The sequence below is a fragment of the Bradyrhizobium sp. WYCCWR 13022 genome (genome assembly GCF_030435535.1).
Classification (GTDB): domain Bacteria; phylum Pseudomonadota; class Alphaproteobacteria; order Rhizobiales; family Xanthobacteraceae; genus Bradyrhizobium.
The window spans coordinates 340440-355424 of sequence record NZ_JAUIZJ010000002.1; the positions used below are offsets into that span (position 1 = coordinate 340440).

Annotated in this window: 15 protein-coding genes; 10 read left to right on the forward strand and 5 right to left on the reverse strand. The window is 64.5% G+C overall.

Features of this window, described 5'->3' with window-relative positions; genetic code table 11:
- Positions 1-21: 21 nt before the first annotated feature.
- Positions 22-249 (reverse strand): hypothetical protein, encoded by a 228-nt coding sequence (locus QY049_RS02600; protein ID WP_301268789.1) that lies wholly within the window; start codon positions 247-249, stop codon positions 22-24.
- Between the two features lie 243 nt (positions 250-492).
- On the opposite strand from QY049_RS02600, the gene QY049_RS02605 reads away from it, so the two are divergent.
- The gene (locus tag QY049_RS02605) at positions 493-822 is read left to right on the forward strand and encodes a DUF1476 domain-containing protein (protein WP_194475896.1); all 330 of its coding nucleotides are present in this window, start codon (positions 493-495) and stop codon (positions 820-822) included.
- Between the two features lie 15 nt (positions 823-837).
- Here the strand turns inward: QY049_RS02605 and QY049_RS02610 are convergent, their stop codons facing one another.
- A complete protein-coding gene (locus QY049_RS02610; protein ID WP_301268790.1) occupies positions 838-1416 on the reverse strand; it encodes a TIGR00645 family protein in 579 nt (192 codons plus the stop codon).
- A 144-nt stretch (positions 1417-1560) separates the two neighbouring features.
- On the opposite strand from QY049_RS02610, the gene QY049_RS02615 reads away from it, so the two are divergent.
- On the forward strand, positions 1561-1857 hold the full coding sequence (locus tag QY049_RS02615; RefSeq protein ID WP_301268791.1) for a hypothetical protein: 297 nt from the start codon (positions 1561-1563) through the stop codon (positions 1855-1857).
- Positions 1858-1875: 18 nt separating this feature from the next.
- Here the strand turns inward: QY049_RS02615 and QY049_RS02620 are convergent, their stop codons facing one another.
- The gene (locus QY049_RS02620; RefSeq protein WP_256442381.1) at positions 1876-2004 is read right to left on the reverse strand and encodes a hypothetical protein; all 129 of its coding nucleotides are present in this window, start codon (positions 2002-2004) and stop codon (positions 1876-1878) included.
- Positions 2005-2804: 800 nt separating this feature from the next.
- Here QY049_RS02620 and QY049_RS02625 point away from each other — a divergent pair.
- Entirely contained in the window at positions 2805-3734 is a 930-nt protein-coding gene (locus tag QY049_RS02625; protein ID WP_301268792.1) for a septal ring lytic transglycosylase RlpA family protein, read from the forward strand.
- 53 nt (positions 3735-3787) lie between these two features.
- On the opposite strand, the gene QY049_RS02630 is transcribed toward QY049_RS02625, so the two are convergent.
- On the reverse strand, positions 3788-7729 hold the full coding sequence (locus QY049_RS02630; protein WP_301268793.1) for an IPT/TIG domain-containing protein: 3942 nt from the start codon (positions 7727-7729) through the stop codon (positions 3788-3790).
- 837 nt (positions 7730-8566) lie between these two features.
- Here QY049_RS02630 and QY049_RS02635 point away from each other — a divergent pair.
- From QY049_RS02635 to QY049_RS02650, 4 genes are all read left to right on the forward strand, one after another.
- The gene (locus QY049_RS02635) at positions 8567-9115 is read left to right on the forward strand and encodes a phage tail protein (protein ID WP_301269255.1); all 549 of its coding nucleotides are present in this window, start codon (positions 8567-8569) and stop codon (positions 9113-9115) included.
- Between the two features lie 109 nt (positions 9116-9224).
- The gene (locus QY049_RS02640) at positions 9225-9752 is read left to right on the forward strand and encodes a phage tail protein (RefSeq protein WP_194475902.1); all 528 of its coding nucleotides are present in this window, start codon (positions 9225-9227) and stop codon (positions 9750-9752) included.
- A gap of 34 nt (positions 9753-9786) precedes the next feature.
- Positions 9787-10329, forward strand: coding sequence for a phage tail protein (locus QY049_RS02645; protein WP_194475903.1), 543 nt, complete (start codon positions 9787-9789; stop codon positions 10327-10329).
- 23 nt (positions 10330-10352) lie between these two features.
- Positions 10353-10868, forward strand: coding sequence for a GNAT family N-acetyltransferase (locus tag QY049_RS02650; protein WP_301268794.1), 516 nt, complete (start codon positions 10353-10355; stop codon positions 10866-10868).
- Here the strand turns inward: QY049_RS02650 and QY049_RS02655 are convergent, their stop codons facing one another.
- Positions 10869-11825 carry an alpha/beta fold hydrolase gene (locus tag QY049_RS02655; protein WP_301268795.1) on the reverse strand — a complete coding sequence of 319 codons (957 nt, stop codon included), beginning with the start codon at positions 11823-11825 and terminating at the stop codon, positions 10869-10871. It lies immediately after the preceding gene.
- Positions 11826-11978: 153 nt separating this feature from the next.
- On the opposite strand from QY049_RS02655, the gene QY049_RS02660 reads away from it, so the two are divergent.
- The 3 genes from QY049_RS02660 to QY049_RS02670 are packed head-to-tail and all read left to right on the forward strand — an operon-like array spanning position 11979 to position 14973.
- On the forward strand, positions 11979-13241 hold the full coding sequence (locus QY049_RS02660) for a D-alanyl-D-alanine carboxypeptidase family protein (protein ID WP_301268796.1): 1263 nt from the start codon (positions 11979-11981) through the stop codon (positions 13239-13241).
- A 2-nt stretch (positions 13242-13243) separates the two neighbouring features.
- Positions 13244-13930: a dTMP kinase gene (gene tmk, locus QY049_RS02665; protein ID WP_301268797.1), complete on the forward strand. Its 687-nt coding sequence runs from the start codon at positions 13244-13246 to the stop codon at positions 13928-13930.
- On the forward strand, positions 13927-14973 hold the full coding sequence (locus QY049_RS02670; protein ID WP_301268798.1) for a DNA polymerase III subunit delta': 1047 nt from the start codon (positions 13927-13929) through the stop codon (positions 14971-14973). Before tmk ends, QY049_RS02670 begins: the two co-directional genes overlap by 4 nt.
- Positions 14974-14985 lie beyond the last annotated feature (12 nt).

Consider the following 14985-nt stretch of genomic DNA (forward strand, 5'->3'; position numbering starts at 1 on the left):
CCGCTTTCACCGAACAGCGTATCAGTGCCGGCTGGGCGTGCGCCCTGACGTCAGCGCCAGCCTGAAGGCCTGGACGGCGACGGCGATCGCACCGCGGGGCGCCGGCTGGGCCTCGATGGCTTCGGCCGCGAGGCGGCAGTCGTCGGCAACCTTCAGCAGGCCCGACCGGGCGAGATCCATGGTCGACAGCGCCGCCTGCTCGAGGCACACGCGCTCAAGCCGTCGAAATTCCCGAAGCTCTCTGTTCATGCATCGGCTCTCGGTTTCCCCAGGGGCCCATGCGGCCGTGAGTCTGTTTAATAAGTCGTAAACATGCCGTTTGGCCGGCCGGGCTGGTCCGGGCCTGAGGCTCTCGCCATCCGCGACCGAGCGGCGACTTGACGGCGCCGGCCTTCGGTCGGAAGATTCAAATGATCCACAATTGACGAGAACCCACGGAGACTTTCGCTCCCGATCCAGATCCCACCAGCGATAGCGCAAATGGAGCTGACCATGACCACGTTCGACAAGCGCGAGCAGGGCTTCGAGGCCAAATTCGCCCACGACGAGGAGCTCATGTTCAAGGCCGCGGCCCGGTCGAACAAGCTGCTCGGGCTCTGGGCCGCCGGCGAGCTCGGGCTCAGCGGCGATGCCGCGTCGGCTTACGCGACGGCGCTGGTCACGGACAATCTAGGCAACCAGACGATCGTTCAGACCCTGAACAAGGTGTCGGACGATCTCGCCGCAAAAGGGATTTCGCGCGAGCAGGTCGCCCAAAAGGTTCAGGAGTGCCTGCATCAGGCGCTGGCGCAGCTCGAGGCCGCGTCGCGTCAGGCCAGCTAGGCGGGAGCCTGCGCCTCACTCGGCGGGCTTGCGCGCGGTCGCGTCGCTGAACTTGTCGACGAAGGCGATGCCGATCGCCGAGACCACGAAGGTGAGGTGGATCAGCACCTGCCACATCACGCCGTTCTCGGTGAAGCTGGCGCGGCTCGAGCCGAGATTGCCGGCCTCGATGAAGGTGCGCAGCAGGGCGATCGAGGAGATGCCGATGATCGCCATCGCGAGCTTGATCTTGAGCACGCTGGCGTTGACGTGGCCGAGCCATTCCGGCTCGTCGGGATGGCCCTGGAGATCGAGCCGCGAGACGAAGGTCTCGTAGCCACCGACGATCACCATCACCAGCAGGTTGGAGATCATGACGACGTCGATCAGCGCCAGCACGCTCATCATGATCTCCTGCTCGGTGAGATCGAGCGCGTGCCAGGAGAGGTGCCAGAGTTCTTTCAGGAACAGCACGATGTAGACGCACTGCGCCACGATCAGCCCGAGATAAAGCGGCAGCTGGAGCCAGCGTGAACCGAAGATGATCATCGGCAGCAGGCCGAGCCGCGGCGAGGGCGGGCGGGGTCCGGTGGTGGTTTCTGGCTCTGCCGACATTCAACGTCCACACGTCTGGATGATCTCGTCCTGATGTACCCCGCCGGGTTGGCAGGTGGAAGACGGCAGCGCCAGTTCGCCGCCTCTTATGCTATCGTGCCGAACGCAGGCCGTTCGAGCGGCGGGGAAGCGGAGTGGAGCTCAGTGCTGCGGAACGGCTCTTGGAGAGGGTTTGGCGGGCTTGCGCTTGCGGGCGCGGGGATCGTCCTCGGCGCCGGCTGGGCCGCGGAGGTTTCTGCGACACCGCTGACGCCGTTCCGCTACGAGGCGCAGGCCCAGCGCCATTGCCCCGGCGACAAGGTGGTGTGGCTGGATTTCAAAAAGGGCGTCTACTACCGCAAGGGGCAGAAGCTCTATGGGCAGGGGTTCGACGGCAGCTTCGTCTGCCAGACCGAAGCGCGCGACAGTCTCTATCGCAGATCGCCGTTCGGCTTGCGCTGAGCGACCTGCACGCCGTTTCTATTTCCGGCTCGGCAGAGCCACAGGAACGTGCGGGGAGGTGCTGATGACCCGGGGGCTTCCGTCGGGGTAGTTGCGGCCGCCGCGGATCAGCGATTCCAGAACCAGGAAGAATTTCTCGGCAAGCATGTGCGTCACCTTCGTTGGTGGGGCCTCTTGAAATGTGTCGAGGCGCCGAACGCGGAAATTCAATCAACTAAACGGGAGCGGGAGAATCCCGCCTGCTGCGCCGCAGGAGCGCCGTGTCGTGAAAGCAGAAAGGTGCGAACTGTGGATTAGCCGAAGGCCAGGGCGACGAGGCTCGAGCAAAGCAGGACCAAGCCGCCTGCGGTCAAAGCCAGAAAGCCATCGGATACGAGGTCATGTCTGCGCATGTGACACCTCCTGCTCTCGTCTTCGATGTTCGATCGGATCGATTAAAATTGTCCGAACGCGCCGTCTTGAAGAGGTAATGCAATGTCGCCCGCGCGAGTGCCCTCAGGCCCTCGTGCGGTAGCCTTCAAACGCATGGGCCAGGAAAATCCCCGCGCTTACCAAACCCATCAGTGCCGAAACCGTCTCGATCATCGTTAAATTCCAATCCCGCCCCTGCAGGCGAGAAAACGCGTGCAGCCTCGCACAGTCAAAAGAATTCCAGTGAAGCCGGCGATATCGGGGGTGGAGTGAGCTTTTGGCGCAACAGCTTGTGTGGGACTGGCACATCGGAGGCAGCGTTGAGGGCCTGGTGCACCGTAGATCAACGGAGAATTGCGAACGTCCTGTTTACCATCCCGCTGCGAACGCTGCGGGCTCCCCATTTCCGCCGTGTTCGGGTTGCGTTATCGTTACCGCTGAGACGGTGGTGGGCCGTCTCGGAGCGTTGAGGTCCGGACGGCGCCCCCGCAGCAAGCGGGCTGGGTCGGTCTCCGGTGAAATGGTATTTGGGGCGAATGGGGATCCGACGGTCAGATTCGGTGGTGCGGGCCGCGCGGTGCGTCGCGGTGGTCGCCAGCTGCCTCGCGCTTGCCAATTGCGCCTCGTCCAGCAAATTCGCCAGCCGGGTCGATCCCAAATACGGCGTGTCCTCGAGCCCGCGAGTCGTGGCCTGGGGCGAGCCCGTGCCCAAGGGCGGCGGCACCTATCGCGTCGGCAAGCCTTATGTGGTGGCGGGGCGGACCTACGTGCCGGAGGAGGACGTCAACTACCGCGCCGAGGGCATGGCCTCCTGGTACGGCGATGATTTCCACGGCCGCCTGACCGCCAATGGCGAAGTGTTCGACATGGGTTCGTTGACCGCGGCGCATCCGACCCTGCCGATGCCGTCCTATGCGCGCGTGACCAACCTGTCCAACGGCAAATCGCTGATCGTCCGCGTCAATGACCGGGGGCCCTATCACGGCAACCGCCTCATCGACGTCTCGAACAAAGCCGCCGAACTGCTTGAATTCAAAGGCAACGGCGTCGCCAAGGTTCGCGTCGAATATGTTGGTCGGGCGCCGCTCGAAGGCTCCGACGACCGCCAGCTGATGGCCACCCTGCGCACCGGCGTGCCGGCGCCGTCGCCCTCCATGGTCCGGGTCGCCTCGGCGAGGCCGTTCGTGCCGGAGCTGCCGTCGTCTGGCCGCGGCGCCATCCGCGGCGAAGTGCCGATGCCGGAGGGCCGGCCCTACAGCCTCGGCAACACCTCGGCCGATGTTGCCTCGCTCAACGCGACCTCGGAGATGTCGGCCTCGAGCCGCAGCCGCGGCCGGGCCCTCCAGAATGTTCGCCAAGTATCCTACGACCAGGACGGCCGCTACGCCAGCAATAGCGCTGCCGGGCCTGCCGATGACGGCGCGGCCGAAGCGCGCAGCATCCTCACCGGCCGCGGCTTGTACTGATCCCGATATCTGCTGCCGCACGATGCCCGTCCCGTGGGGCTGCCGCTTGATGATCAGAACGGGACGCGCGCGCGTCCGGTGAATGTCCAGATCTGCGTGTTGCCGCCGATGCCGCCGAGCTCGGCGCCGAAGCCAACCGTGGCGCCGCCCGCAAGCCTTGCACCGATGCCACCGGTGACCCGTGCCGACCAGCCCTGGAGCAGCGGCGTCGATGCCAGCGGCACGGCGCCGGCGGCGATGATGGCGGCCGCGTCGTCCTGGCTGAAATAGTAGTCGGCGTAGACGCCGGCATAGGGCGCCAGCACCACGCTATCGAGCCACGGCACGGGGACGGACACCTTGTTGCCGGCGGAGGCGCGGCCGCTTGAGAAGGTGCGGGCGGCCTGCTGGGTGCCGAGCGAATCGACATAGGCGTTCTCCCGCTCCCACAGCGCATAGACCTTCGCCGACGGCTCGAAATTGAAATCGGCCCAGCGGTAGCTGCCGGTGAAGCCGGTCGCGAGCATCCAGCGATTGCCGTTGAAGTTGCCTTGTGCGGTGCCGGCGGTGCCGTCATAGCCGATGCCTGAATAGGTCACGGCCACGTCGTAGCGCAGCGTCGGGATGATCTTCCAGCCGAGATAGGTGCCGACGGTCCAGCCGTCGCCCTTGAGCCTTCCGTTGATGTCGGTCTCGGTGTAGCTGAAATTCTCGTAGCCGCCGACCACGCCGACCAGCAGGTCGGGCCTTGCCCGGTAAGTCAGGCCCGACAGCAGGTTGATCTGTTGACCGTAGAGCGTGGCCTGCGTGGCGCCCGTGCCGATATTGCCGGACGAGCCCCAGCGGTCGATCCCGGTGCCGCGGACATCGGCCCACAACAGCCAGTCCGGTTGCGGACGAAAGCGCGCCGGCGGCGCCTTGGTGGGCGCTGCGCGATCGATCGCGGCGAAGGCGTCGGCGATTCGCGACGAACCGCGGCCGGCGCCGGAACGGCCGCCGGCCCCTTCGCTTGAATAGGCGTTGCCACCTTGCTGAGCGGACGCGCCATCCGATTTCGGCTTGTCGTCGTCGTCATCCTCGGGCGTCGCTGCGAAGTTGACCCGAAACCCGCCAGACCCCGGCGTGATGTATTGTCCGCCATCGCTGAAACCTTCGGAGATCGCGGTGTCGATCGCGCCTGATATTGCCTGGCCCGAGTTCTGCGCCACGATCTTGGTCGCGTTGACCTGGAGCGCGCGCAGCCTGGCACTGTCGGCGGGAATGGAGACCGACTGGGTCAGGGCCGGAGAGGTCGAGGCGCTGAACGCTGGGCTGCCGTTATAGGTCGCGGTGATCGTGTGATTGCCGATGGCAAGCGTTGCCGTCGTGAGGGTCGCGATGCCGGCCGACAGCGTTGAGGTGCCGATGGCGGTGCCGCCATCGCTGAAGGTCACCGTTCCCGTCGGCGTCCCGCCCGAACTGCCCACCGTCGCCGAGAACGTCACGGGATCGCCGGAACTGCTCGGATTTTTCGACGACGTGAGCGACGTCGTGGTCGAAGCAGAGAGATAGCTGAACCGGTCGGCGGCCGACGTTGGCGACGTGCCGCCGGCGGTCGTCACGGTAACATCGACAGTGCCGCTTCCGGGCGGCGAGGTCGCCGTGATCGAGGTTGCGGAGTTCACCGTAAAGCTGGTCGCATTGTTGGCGCCGAATTTCACCGCAGTGGCGCCCGTAAATCCGGTCCCCGTGATCGCCACCGAGGTGCCGCCGAGCGCGGATCCCGAGGTCGGCGAGATCGAGCCGACGGTCGGCGCCGGCGTGTAACTGAATTGGTCTGATGCCGACGTGGCCGACGTTCCGCCCGGCGTCGTCACCGTGACGTCGACTGTGCCGGCGCCCGCCGGCGACGTCGCGGTGATCGAGGTCGCCGAATTGACCGTGAAGCTGGTCGCATTGGTCGCGCCGAACTTCACGGCAGTTGCGCCGGTCAATGCGGTGCCCGTGATGGTGACAGACGTCCCGCCCGTCGTGGGGCCCGCATTCGGTGCAACAGACGTCACCGTCGGCGCCGCGGCGTAGGTGAATTGGTCTGCTGCCGACGTGGCTGACGTTCCACCCGCCGTTGTGACCGTGAGATCAACCGTACCGGTCCCGGCGGGAGAGGTTGCTGTGATCGAGGTCGCGGAATTGACCGTGAAGCTCGTTGCGTTCGTCGCCCCAAATTTGACAGCGGTCGCACCGGTAAAATTGGTGCCGGTGACCGTCACCGACGTGCCGCCGGCCAGCGGCCCGCCGGTCGGTGAGATCGACGTCACGGTCGGCAGCGCGAAATAGGTGAACTGATCGGCTGCCGATGTTGCCGAGGTGCCCCCGGTACTCGTCACCCTGATATCGACAGTGCCGGTGCCGGCCGGCGATGTCGCGGTGATCTGGGTCGCCGAATTGACGGTGAAGCCGGTTGCCGCCGTTGCACCGAACGTCACGGCGGTCGCGCCGGTGAAATTGGTGCCTGTGATCGTCACGACAGTGCCGCCGGCCGCGGGTCCCGCTGTCGGTGAGATCGACGTAACAGTGGGCGAGGCCACATAGGTGAACTGGTCGGCCGCCGATATCGCTGACGTGCCGCCCGGATTGGTCACGCGGAGATCAACGGTGCCAGATCCGGCCGGCGCCGTCGCGGTGATCGACGTCGCGGAATTGATCGTGAAGCCCGTGGCCGAAGTCGCGCCAAAGGTTACGGCCGTTGTGGTCGAGAATCCCGTCCCCGTGATCGTGACGGTCGTACCGCCTGCGCCCGGGCCTGCCGTCGGCGAGATCGATGTAACGGTCGGTGCGGCGAGGTAGGTGAACTGGTCCGCCGCCGACGTGGCTGACGTTCCACCCGCCGTTGTCACCCTGACATCGACGGTGCCTGTACCCGCCGGTGAGGTCGCGGTGATCTGGGTCGCCGAATTGACGGTAAAGCCCGTTGCCGCAGTTCCGCCGAAGTTCACGGCGGTTGCCCCCGACAAATTGAGACCGGTGATCACGACGCTGGTGCCGCCAGCCAGCGATCCCGACGTCGGCGAGATCGATGTAACGGACGGGGGGCCGACATAGGTGAACTGGTCGGCGGCCGATGTTGCGGATGTACCGCCAGGAGTCGTCACCCTGACGTCCACGGTGCCGGTACCGGCGGGCGCAGTCGCCGTGATCGATGTCGCCGAGTTGAATGTGAAGCTGGCCGACGTCGCCCCGAACGTTACGGCTGTGACACCCGTGAAGTTGGTACCGGTGAGTGTCACGCTTGTGCTGCCGGTATCCGGGCCGCTGGTGGGCGAGATCGATGTAACGGTCGGTGCAGCGATGTAGGTGAATTGGTCTGCCCCTGATGTCGCCGAGGTGCCGCCTGCGGTCGTCACGGTGATGTCGATAGTACCGGCGGCATGCGCTGGCGAGGTCACAGTGAGGGACGTTGGGGAACTGACGCTGACGCCAGTGCCGGCGGTCCCGCCGAAGCTCACCGTCGTCGCGCCAACGACGAAGCCGGTGCCAGTGACCGTCACCGTGGTGCTGCCGGCGGCTGGGCCGGACGTCGGCGCGACCGAGGTGACCGTAGGCACCGGAGTATAGGTGAACTGATCGGCAGACGAGGTCGCAGACGTGCCGTTTGCTGTGGTGACCGTGACATCGACCGTGCCAGCACTGGCGGCGGCCGTGTGCGCCGTAATCTGGGTACTGGAATCGACCGAGTAGCTTGCGGCATTGGTGGCGCCGAATTTCACCGCCGTGGCGCCGGTGAAATTGGTGCCAGTGATGATTACCGTCGTGCCGCCAGCCGTTGGACCAGCGGTCGGTGAGATCGAGGTCACGGTGGGCGGGCTGGGTAGATTGATCGTGAACGTGTAAGGGGTGTTCGCTATCGAACTTCCGGTGCAGCCCACGTTGAAATCGCTACAGCCCGGTGTGTAGTACAGGATGATAGAGTCCTGCCCATTACCCGTCTTGCTGTTCAGCGTAATATCGATCTCGGCCTGGCCGGCGTTTGCGCTCACACCGTTTTGGTTCGGGTTTGTTGGATGAAATGTGTAAGTTGCATTTGACGTGGTCGGACTATAGTCAGCCGCTGTGAATATTGGGCTGCCCGAATGGCCGCTCGTATTGGCGATCGGCGCATTGTAAAATGCATCTGTACCCGCGACGGAATAAACGCCGTAGACAACCGAGTCATCGGCCGAGGGCGCGGCCGTGCCAACGGTTAAGCACAGATGATAGGTCTGGCCGACTGAGGTGAAGTTGATGGTCACTCCCGTCGTGGAATCCGTCGTTTGATCGCAAGCCGCGTTCGCCGCAGCCGTTGCGCCGAGCGTCAATAGCGCCGCGATGCAGAAGCGTTGAGCTGCGCGCCAAAGAGTGCGCAGGAATCGTGAGGGCGTAGCTGCGCGATCGCGCGACCGGATCGCCAATTTCCCTGCTGTATCTGGCTCGGCCACCGCAATCGCGTGACTCACCGGCCCCCCTTGGCGGCAGCTCCCTGAAAAGCGACCGCACTGAAATCTCTGATTGTGAAATTATTCGCCTATATTTTTGCGTGCATTTGGCCGAGACGCAGTGCACAACGCAAGCGTGCGAGCCGAACAAACTGCATTAGCCAGCCCTTCCCGCACCACTTTTCGGCGAACCGTTGCAGGGCGGCAACAAGGGCGTGCTTTGATGGCAATCGAGGGGGCGCGGCCGAGGCGCTTATGTATAGTTGCGCGTGGCTTGACTGTCAGCACAGGGTAGTGAACAATCTTGACGGGTCACACTAGTAGTATTCATTCTATAGTTTAAGCGTCGACGTCCTGATCGAATTCGTCTCGACGGATCGCATGAATTTCAGGGGGAGGGTCATGCCGTACTCGCCAGTACTCGGCCAAATCATGCCTTTTGCGGGCACGATCATTCCAAAAAACTGGGCGCCTTGCAGCGGCCAGCTCATGTCGATCCAGCAGAATCAAGCGCTGTTCTCGCTGCTCGGCACTTATTATGGCGGCAACGGAACGACGAATTTTGCACTGCCGGATCTGCGCGGTCGCGCGATCCTCGGCTCTACCGGCAACGCCGGTCAGTATCCCGTGGGCACGGTCGGCGGTTCCCCGACTGTCACGCTGATCGGATCTCAGCTGCCAGCTCACAATCATCTCATTCAAGTGTCTGCTGCGACCGGGGGCGGAGGACGCGGGGCCGTGCCTCCGACCAGCAACGTCTTTGCAACGAACTCTCTGCCGGCGACTAATCCGACGAAGATCTTTGCGACGGCCGGGAGTGGCGACACGTCATTGGCGCCCGGCACCAATCTGGTGAACGAGGGGCGTGGGCAAGCACACAACAACATGCAGCCCTATCTCGCCATCAGCTATCTGATTGCGCTTCAGGGGATTTATCCGTCACGAAACTGATCGACCGCGCTGAGGCGTTGTCGCAAACGAAATCCATTCACATCAATTCCGAATATTTGCGCCTTCACGGACCAAACGAACGGGGCGCACAAGCAAAGGATCATACGCGATGTCAGATCCGTTTGTCGGCGAGATCAGGTTGTTTGGCTTTCCGCGGGTGCCGATTGGCTGGTTCGCTTGCAACGGGCAGGCGCTGCCGATTGCTCAGTATCAGGTGCTTTACACTGTGATCGGCACCACCTATGGCGGCGACGGTGTCACCACGTTCAACCTTCCCGATCTGCGAGGCCGCGTCCCGATCGGACAGGGGCAGGGTCCTAGCCTTCCGCCTTATACATTGGGCCAGCCGGGGGGTGAGGAGACGCACACGCTGATCGAAGCCGAAATGCCGATCCACAGTCACGCACTGATGTCGTCCACCACAGTGGGCACGACGCCGACGCCCGGACAGACCGTCCATCTTGCGACGGCGTCAGCAGGTGAACTCTATGCACCGATTGCGAACGTCGGAACCTACGACACGATGGCCGCCTGCGTCGCCACCGCAGGAAACAGCGTCGGCCACAACAACATGATGCCGACGGTCGTTGCCAATTATTGCATCTGCAACGAGGGCATCTTCCCATCATCCGGCTAGGTTGCGCGCACCCGCATTCTCGAGGAAAGACATCATGTCCGATCAGTTTGTTGGAGAAATCCAGGCCTTTCCGTTTCCTTTTGCTGTCACCGGCTTCAATAGCGCCTGGCTGCCCTGCGGCGGCCAACTGGTGCCGATTCAGCAATTCACTGCGCTTTTTGCATTGATCGGCACCTATTACGGCGGCAACGGCACGACCAATTTCGCCCTGCCGAACTTGAACGGCGCGATCGCGATCAACCAGGGGCAAGGTCCGGGTTTGCAGAATTACGACATCGGTCAGACTGTCGGCAGCCCGACGGTGACCTTGATCGGCGATAACATGGCTCGGCACACGCATACCCTGCAACTCGGCGCCAAGACCACACAAGGCGCCACCGCGGGTCCCGGAGCGGCAGGAACGACAGCGGCGATTGATCCGAACTTCACGGGCTTCGTGCCGCCGCCAGGCAATTTGACCTTGGTGACCAATGCCGTCACGTTGACCGGGCAGAACCAGCCGCACGACAACACGCAGCCCACGCTGGCGATCGTCTGGTGTATTGCCTATGCGGGAACCTTTCCTTCCTTCGGGTGAGCAATCTGCCATGAAGCGGCGTCATGATTGATCGTGCGTCGCTCGACATCATCCCGCATGATCCGGCCCTGCGGCTGCGGCCCGCAAGCCCGATCGACGGGCCGTTCATCCGGCATCTCTTCGAGCAGGTGCGGACAGGGCAGATCACAGCGAGCGGCTTGTCCGGGCCGATCGTCAGCCAGGTGATCGCGCAACAATTCCGCAGTCAGGCGGCTGGCCATGCCATGCAGTTTCCAGGGGCGATCTCAATGATCATCACACGGGACGGAACTGCGATCGGTCGGCTGCTGCTCGCTTGTGCGAGCGAGCGCTGGCATATCGTCGACATCGCGCTGCTGCCGCGCGATTGCGGTCGCGGCACCGGTAAGCAGATTTTCGGTGCTCTTGAAACGAGCGCGCGGCAGCGGGGTGTCGGTGCGCTGACGCTCTCGGTGCTCGCGAGCAATCTCGCCGCGCGCCGGTTCTACGCAAGGCAAGGATTTACCGAAGCCGGATCTGTGGGCGCGGCCCACATCGCCATGAGGAAGGACCTCGCCTAACTACCGCGACGCCGCCTCGCGCAGGAATCTCGCCAGTGCGGCGTTGACCTCGTCGGGCCGCTCCTGTTGCACCCAATGGCCGGCGCCCTCGATGATCATCTTGCGCGTGAGATTGGGCAGCACGCGCTCCAGCTCGTTGACGCGCTTGGCACCGATCAGGCCGGTAATGACGGCGTCCTGCGCGCCGGCGATGAAAAGCGAAGGCTGGTGAATCTGCGCGCCCTGCCAGGGCGCGGTGAGCTCCCAATTGCGATCGAGGTTGCGATACCAGTTCAGCCCGCCACGGAATCCGGACTTGCTGAAACTTTCGGTGAAATGGGCGAGGTCATCCTCGCTCAGCCACGCCGGCAGCGGCTCCTCAGCCGTCGCATGGCCGAGAAAGCCCTTGCCCTCCTGCACGAACATCGCAGCGTTCGGATCGGCAAGTCCGCGTCCACCGAGCACGATGCGCATGGTGCGGGCGACGTCGTGCTCGAACTCGCTTTCAGCAACACCAGGCACCTGGAAATACTGCCAATAGAAATTGGTGATGCCGCCCTGGCGCAGCAGCTCGAGCGGCCTGCCGCGCCCGCGGAACGGCGGCGGCACGCTCAGGCCCGCGACCGCGGTGAAGATGTCGGGCCGGAATAGCGCCGCGTGCCAGGCGACCGGCGCGCCCCAATCGTGGCCGACCACCATGGCCTTGGTCTCGCCGAGCGCCTGCACCAGGCCAACCATGTCGCCGACCAGGTCGAAGATCGAATAGGCCGCGACATCGGCGGGCGCTGCGCTCTGACCGTAGCCGCGCATGTCGGGGGCCACGACATGAAACCCGGCAGCCGCCAACGCCGGGATCTGATGCCGCCAGGAATAGGACAGTTCCGGCCAGCCATGGCACAGCAGCACGAGCGGCCCCTGACCTGCCTCGCGGATGAAGAGGTCGATCCCGTTGGTCTTGATCACGCGGGTGGTGGACATCGCTTTTCCGCCTTGTTTCAGGGGTTTGGTCAGGAAACGTGAGGTGCCACGATAGGGATGCGGCGAGAATCGTGCAATCTCTGGGACAGGCACCGGTCTGCGTGTTGTTCGCCCCGGTCCCATTTGTTAGAACGCCGCTCTCAGGGCTTTGCCATGGCATTTCGTCTCATCTCGTTCCGTCACACCGGCGTCGCAGCCGGAGCGCTGGCGCGCGGGCTGGTCGCGATGGCGCTCGCCGTGAGCCTCAGCTGGGGCGGGGTGCTGTATGCCGCCAACCAGAGCGTCCAGGGCGCCAAGAAGACCGAGGATGCCGGCTTCGACGGCGACGCTCCCACCGCAATCCTGATGGAGGCCTCCAGCGGCAGCGTGCTGTTCGAGAAGAATGCGGATGAGCTGCGCGCGCCCTCCAGCATGATGAAGCTCGTCACCGCGGAGGTCGTGTTCAACGCGATCAAGAAGGGCGACATCAAGCTGACCGACGAATACCGGATCAGCGAGAACGCCTGGCGCAAGGGCGGGGCGCCCTCCGGCACCTCGACCATGTTCGCGGCCATCAACAGCAAGGTCTCGGTCGATGACCTGCTGCATGGCGCGATCATCCAGAGCGGCAACGACGCCTGCATCGCGCTGGCCGAAGGCATCGCCGGCAACGAGAAGATCTTCGCCTCCGACTTCATGACCAAGCGCGCCCGCGAGCTCGGCATGACCAAATCGACCTTCGCCAATTCCAACGGCTTGCCCGACCCCGGCAACAAGATGACGGTACGCGAGCTCGGCATGCTCGCGCGGCACATCATCCTGGACTTCCCCGAATTCTATAAACTGTTCGGCGAGAAGGAGTTCACCTGGAACAAGATCCGCCAGCCCAACCGCAATCCGCTGCTCAATTCGATGGAAGGCGCCGACGGACTGAAGACCGGTTACACCAAGGAAGGCGGCTACGGCATGGTCGGCTCGGCTGTGCAGAACGGCACGCGGTTGATCGTCGTCGTCAACGGGCTTGAAGACGTCGAGGACCGCGCCACCGAAGCCAAGAAGATGCTGGAATGGGGATTTCGAAATTTCGAGACCCGCACGCTGATCGCGGCAGACCAGCCGGTCGGCTATGCCAAGGTGTTCGGCGGCGAGAGCCGCTCGGTGAAGCTTGTCGCGAAAGAGCCGGTGAAGGTGATGGTGCACAAGAGCGGCGGCGACAAGCTGATCGCGCGCGTCGTCTATAGCGGCCCGGTGCGCGCACCGATTCAAGCGGGACAGTTGGTCGGCGTCGTCAGGGTCTGGCGCGGCGGCAATATCGCGGTGGAAACGCCTGTTTATGCGGCCGAGTCGATCGGCACCGGCTCGACCGTGCGGCGCGCGATCGACGGCGCCAGCGAGCTCGTCATCGGCATGTTCCGCGCAGGCGCCGAGAAGCTCTGATCATGAGTGAGAGCACGGGACAGCGGCCGTCCGGACGCGGACGCTTCATCACCTTTGAAGGCGGCGAGGGGACGGGCAAGTCGACCCAGATCAAGAAGCTCGCCGATCGTCTCGGCGCGGCCAGGCTCCGCACCCTGGTTACGCGCGAGCCGGGCGGTTCGCCGGGCGCCGAGATCATGCGCCATCTGGTGCTGTCTGGCATGGGCAAGCTGCTCGGACCGGAGGCAGAGACGCTGCTGTTCGCGGCGGCGCGAGATGACCACGTCCGCACCGTGATCGAGCCCGCGCTGAAGCAGGGCGTCTGGGTGCTGTGTGATCGCTTCGCCGACTCGACGCGGGCCTATCAAGGCAGTCTCGGCAGCGTGCCTGCGGGGCTGATCAACGCCATGCAGCGGGTCACGATCGGTGACCTCAAGCCTGACCTCACCATCATCCTCGATCTGCCGGTCGAAATCGGCCTGGCCCGCGCGGCGGTACGGCGCGGCAGCGGCACGCCTGACAGGTTCGAGGGCGAGAAGCTTACTTTCCATCAGGGCCTGCGCGAGGCCTATCGCAAGATCGCCGGGGACGAGCCCGCGCGCTGCGTGCTGATCGACGCGAATTCCGACCCCGACACGGTCGCCGGGCGCGTCTGGACCGCGCTGCGCGATCGTCTCCTGCCGACGCCGGCCTCGGTGGTCTCGGCATGAGCCCGCGTCAGGTCGAGCGCGAGAGCGCCATTCCGCATCCGCGCGAGACGAGCCTTCTGTTCGGCCATCGCGAGGCCGAGACCGCGCTGCTGACCGCCTATCGCAGCGGGCGTATTCCGCACGGCTGGCTGATCGGCGGGCCGCAGGGCATCGGCAAGGCGACGCTGGCCTATCGCATGGCGCGCTTCGTGCTCGCCCACGGCCAGCCGCTTGCACCTGCTGTCCAGAACGCCCGGGACCTCGCGATCGATCCAGATGATGCCGTGGCGCGGCAGGTCGCAGCGAGTTCGCATGGCGGCCTGCTGACGCTGGAGCGCACCGCCAACGACCGCGGCGTCATGCGCACCGTCATCACCGTCGACGAAACGCGCGAAACCATCTCGTTCTTCGGCTCGACGGCTGCCGCGGAAGGCTGGCGCGTCTGCATCGTCGACACCGTCGACGAGCTCAACCCAAATGCTGCGAACGCGCTTCTGAAAATCCTCGAGGAGCCGCCGCAGCGATCGCTATTCCTTTTGGTAAGCCACGCACCGGCGCGCGTGCTTGCCACCATCCAGTCGCGCTGCCGAAAGCTGCGCCTGCGCGCGCTTTCAACCGACGAGGTGATAGGGGCAGCCGCCGCGGCCGCTGATCTCGCGCCGACCGATCTCGCCCTGCGCGAAGCCGCAGAAGCCTCCGAGGGCAGCGTTGCACGGGCACTGACGCTGCTCGGCGGGGATGCGCTGAAACTCCAGCAGCGCACGGCGGCACTCCTGGCGCGACTGCCGGAGGTCGATCCGCGCGAGTTGCACACCCTCGGCGAATCGCTCGGCACCAGCGACCGCGTCGCGCTTGCGGCCTTCATCGACGGCGTCGATCGCTGGATCGCGGACCGCCTGCATGCGGACGAGGCCAACGCCAACCAGAACCTGCCGCGCCTTGCGCGCCTTGCCGAGGTATGGGAAAAGATCGTCCGCGCCGCGCGCGACACCGAAACCTATAATCTGGAGCGAAAGCCCTTGGTTTTCTCGGTGTTCGGCTGGCTGGCGGACGCAACGCGCTAGAGCACGATCCGG

What these genes read in the sequence shown, in the direction of transcription:
- QY049_RS02600 (WP_301268789.1), bottom strand. Translation starts at nt 249, where the DNA reads ATGAACAGAGAGCTTCGGGAATTTCGACGGCTTGAGCGCGTGTGCCTC.
- QY049_RS02605 (WP_194475896.1), top strand. Translation starts at nt 493, where the DNA reads ATGACCACGTTCGACAAGCGCGAGCAGGGCTTCGAGGCCAAATTCGCC.
- QY049_RS02610 (WP_301268790.1), bottom strand. Translation starts at nt 1,416, where the DNA reads ATGTCGGCAGAGCCAGAAACCACCACCGGACCCCGCCCGCCCTCGCCG.
- QY049_RS02620 (WP_256442381.1), bottom strand. Translation starts at nt 2,004, where the DNA reads ATGCTTGCCGAGAAATTCTTCCTGGTTCTGGAATCGCTGATCCGCGGC.
- QY049_RS02625 (WP_301268792.1), top strand. Translation starts at nt 2,805, where the DNA reads ATGGGGATCCGACGGTCAGATTCGGTGGTGCGGGCCGCGCGGTGCGTC.
- QY049_RS02635 (WP_301269255.1), top strand. Translation starts at nt 8,567, where the DNA reads ATGCCGTACTCGCCAGTACTCGGCCAAATCATGCCTTTTGCGGGCACG.
- QY049_RS02640 (WP_194475902.1), top strand. Translation starts at nt 9,225, where the DNA reads ATGTCAGATCCGTTTGTCGGCGAGATCAGGTTGTTTGGCTTTCCGCGG.
- QY049_RS02645 (WP_194475903.1), top strand. Translation starts at nt 9,787, where the DNA reads ATGTCCGATCAGTTTGTTGGAGAAATCCAGGCCTTTCCGTTTCCTTTT.
- QY049_RS02650 (WP_301268794.1), top strand. Translation starts at nt 10,353, where the DNA reads ATGATTGATCGTGCGTCGCTCGACATCATCCCGCATGATCCGGCCCTG.
- QY049_RS02655 (WP_301268795.1), bottom strand. Translation starts at nt 11,825, where the DNA reads ATGTCCACCACCCGCGTGATCAAGACCAACGGGATCGACCTCTTCATC.
- QY049_RS02660 (WP_301268796.1), top strand. Translation starts at nt 11,979, where the DNA reads ATGGCATTTCGTCTCATCTCGTTCCGTCACACCGGCGTCGCAGCCGGA.
- tmk (WP_301268797.1), top strand. Translation starts at nt 13,244, where the DNA reads ATGAGTGAGAGCACGGGACAGCGGCCGTCCGGACGCGGACGCTTCATC.
- QY049_RS02670 (WP_301268798.1), top strand. Translation starts at nt 13,927, where the DNA reads ATGAGCCCGCGTCAGGTCGAGCGCGAGAGCGCCATTCCGCATCCGCGC.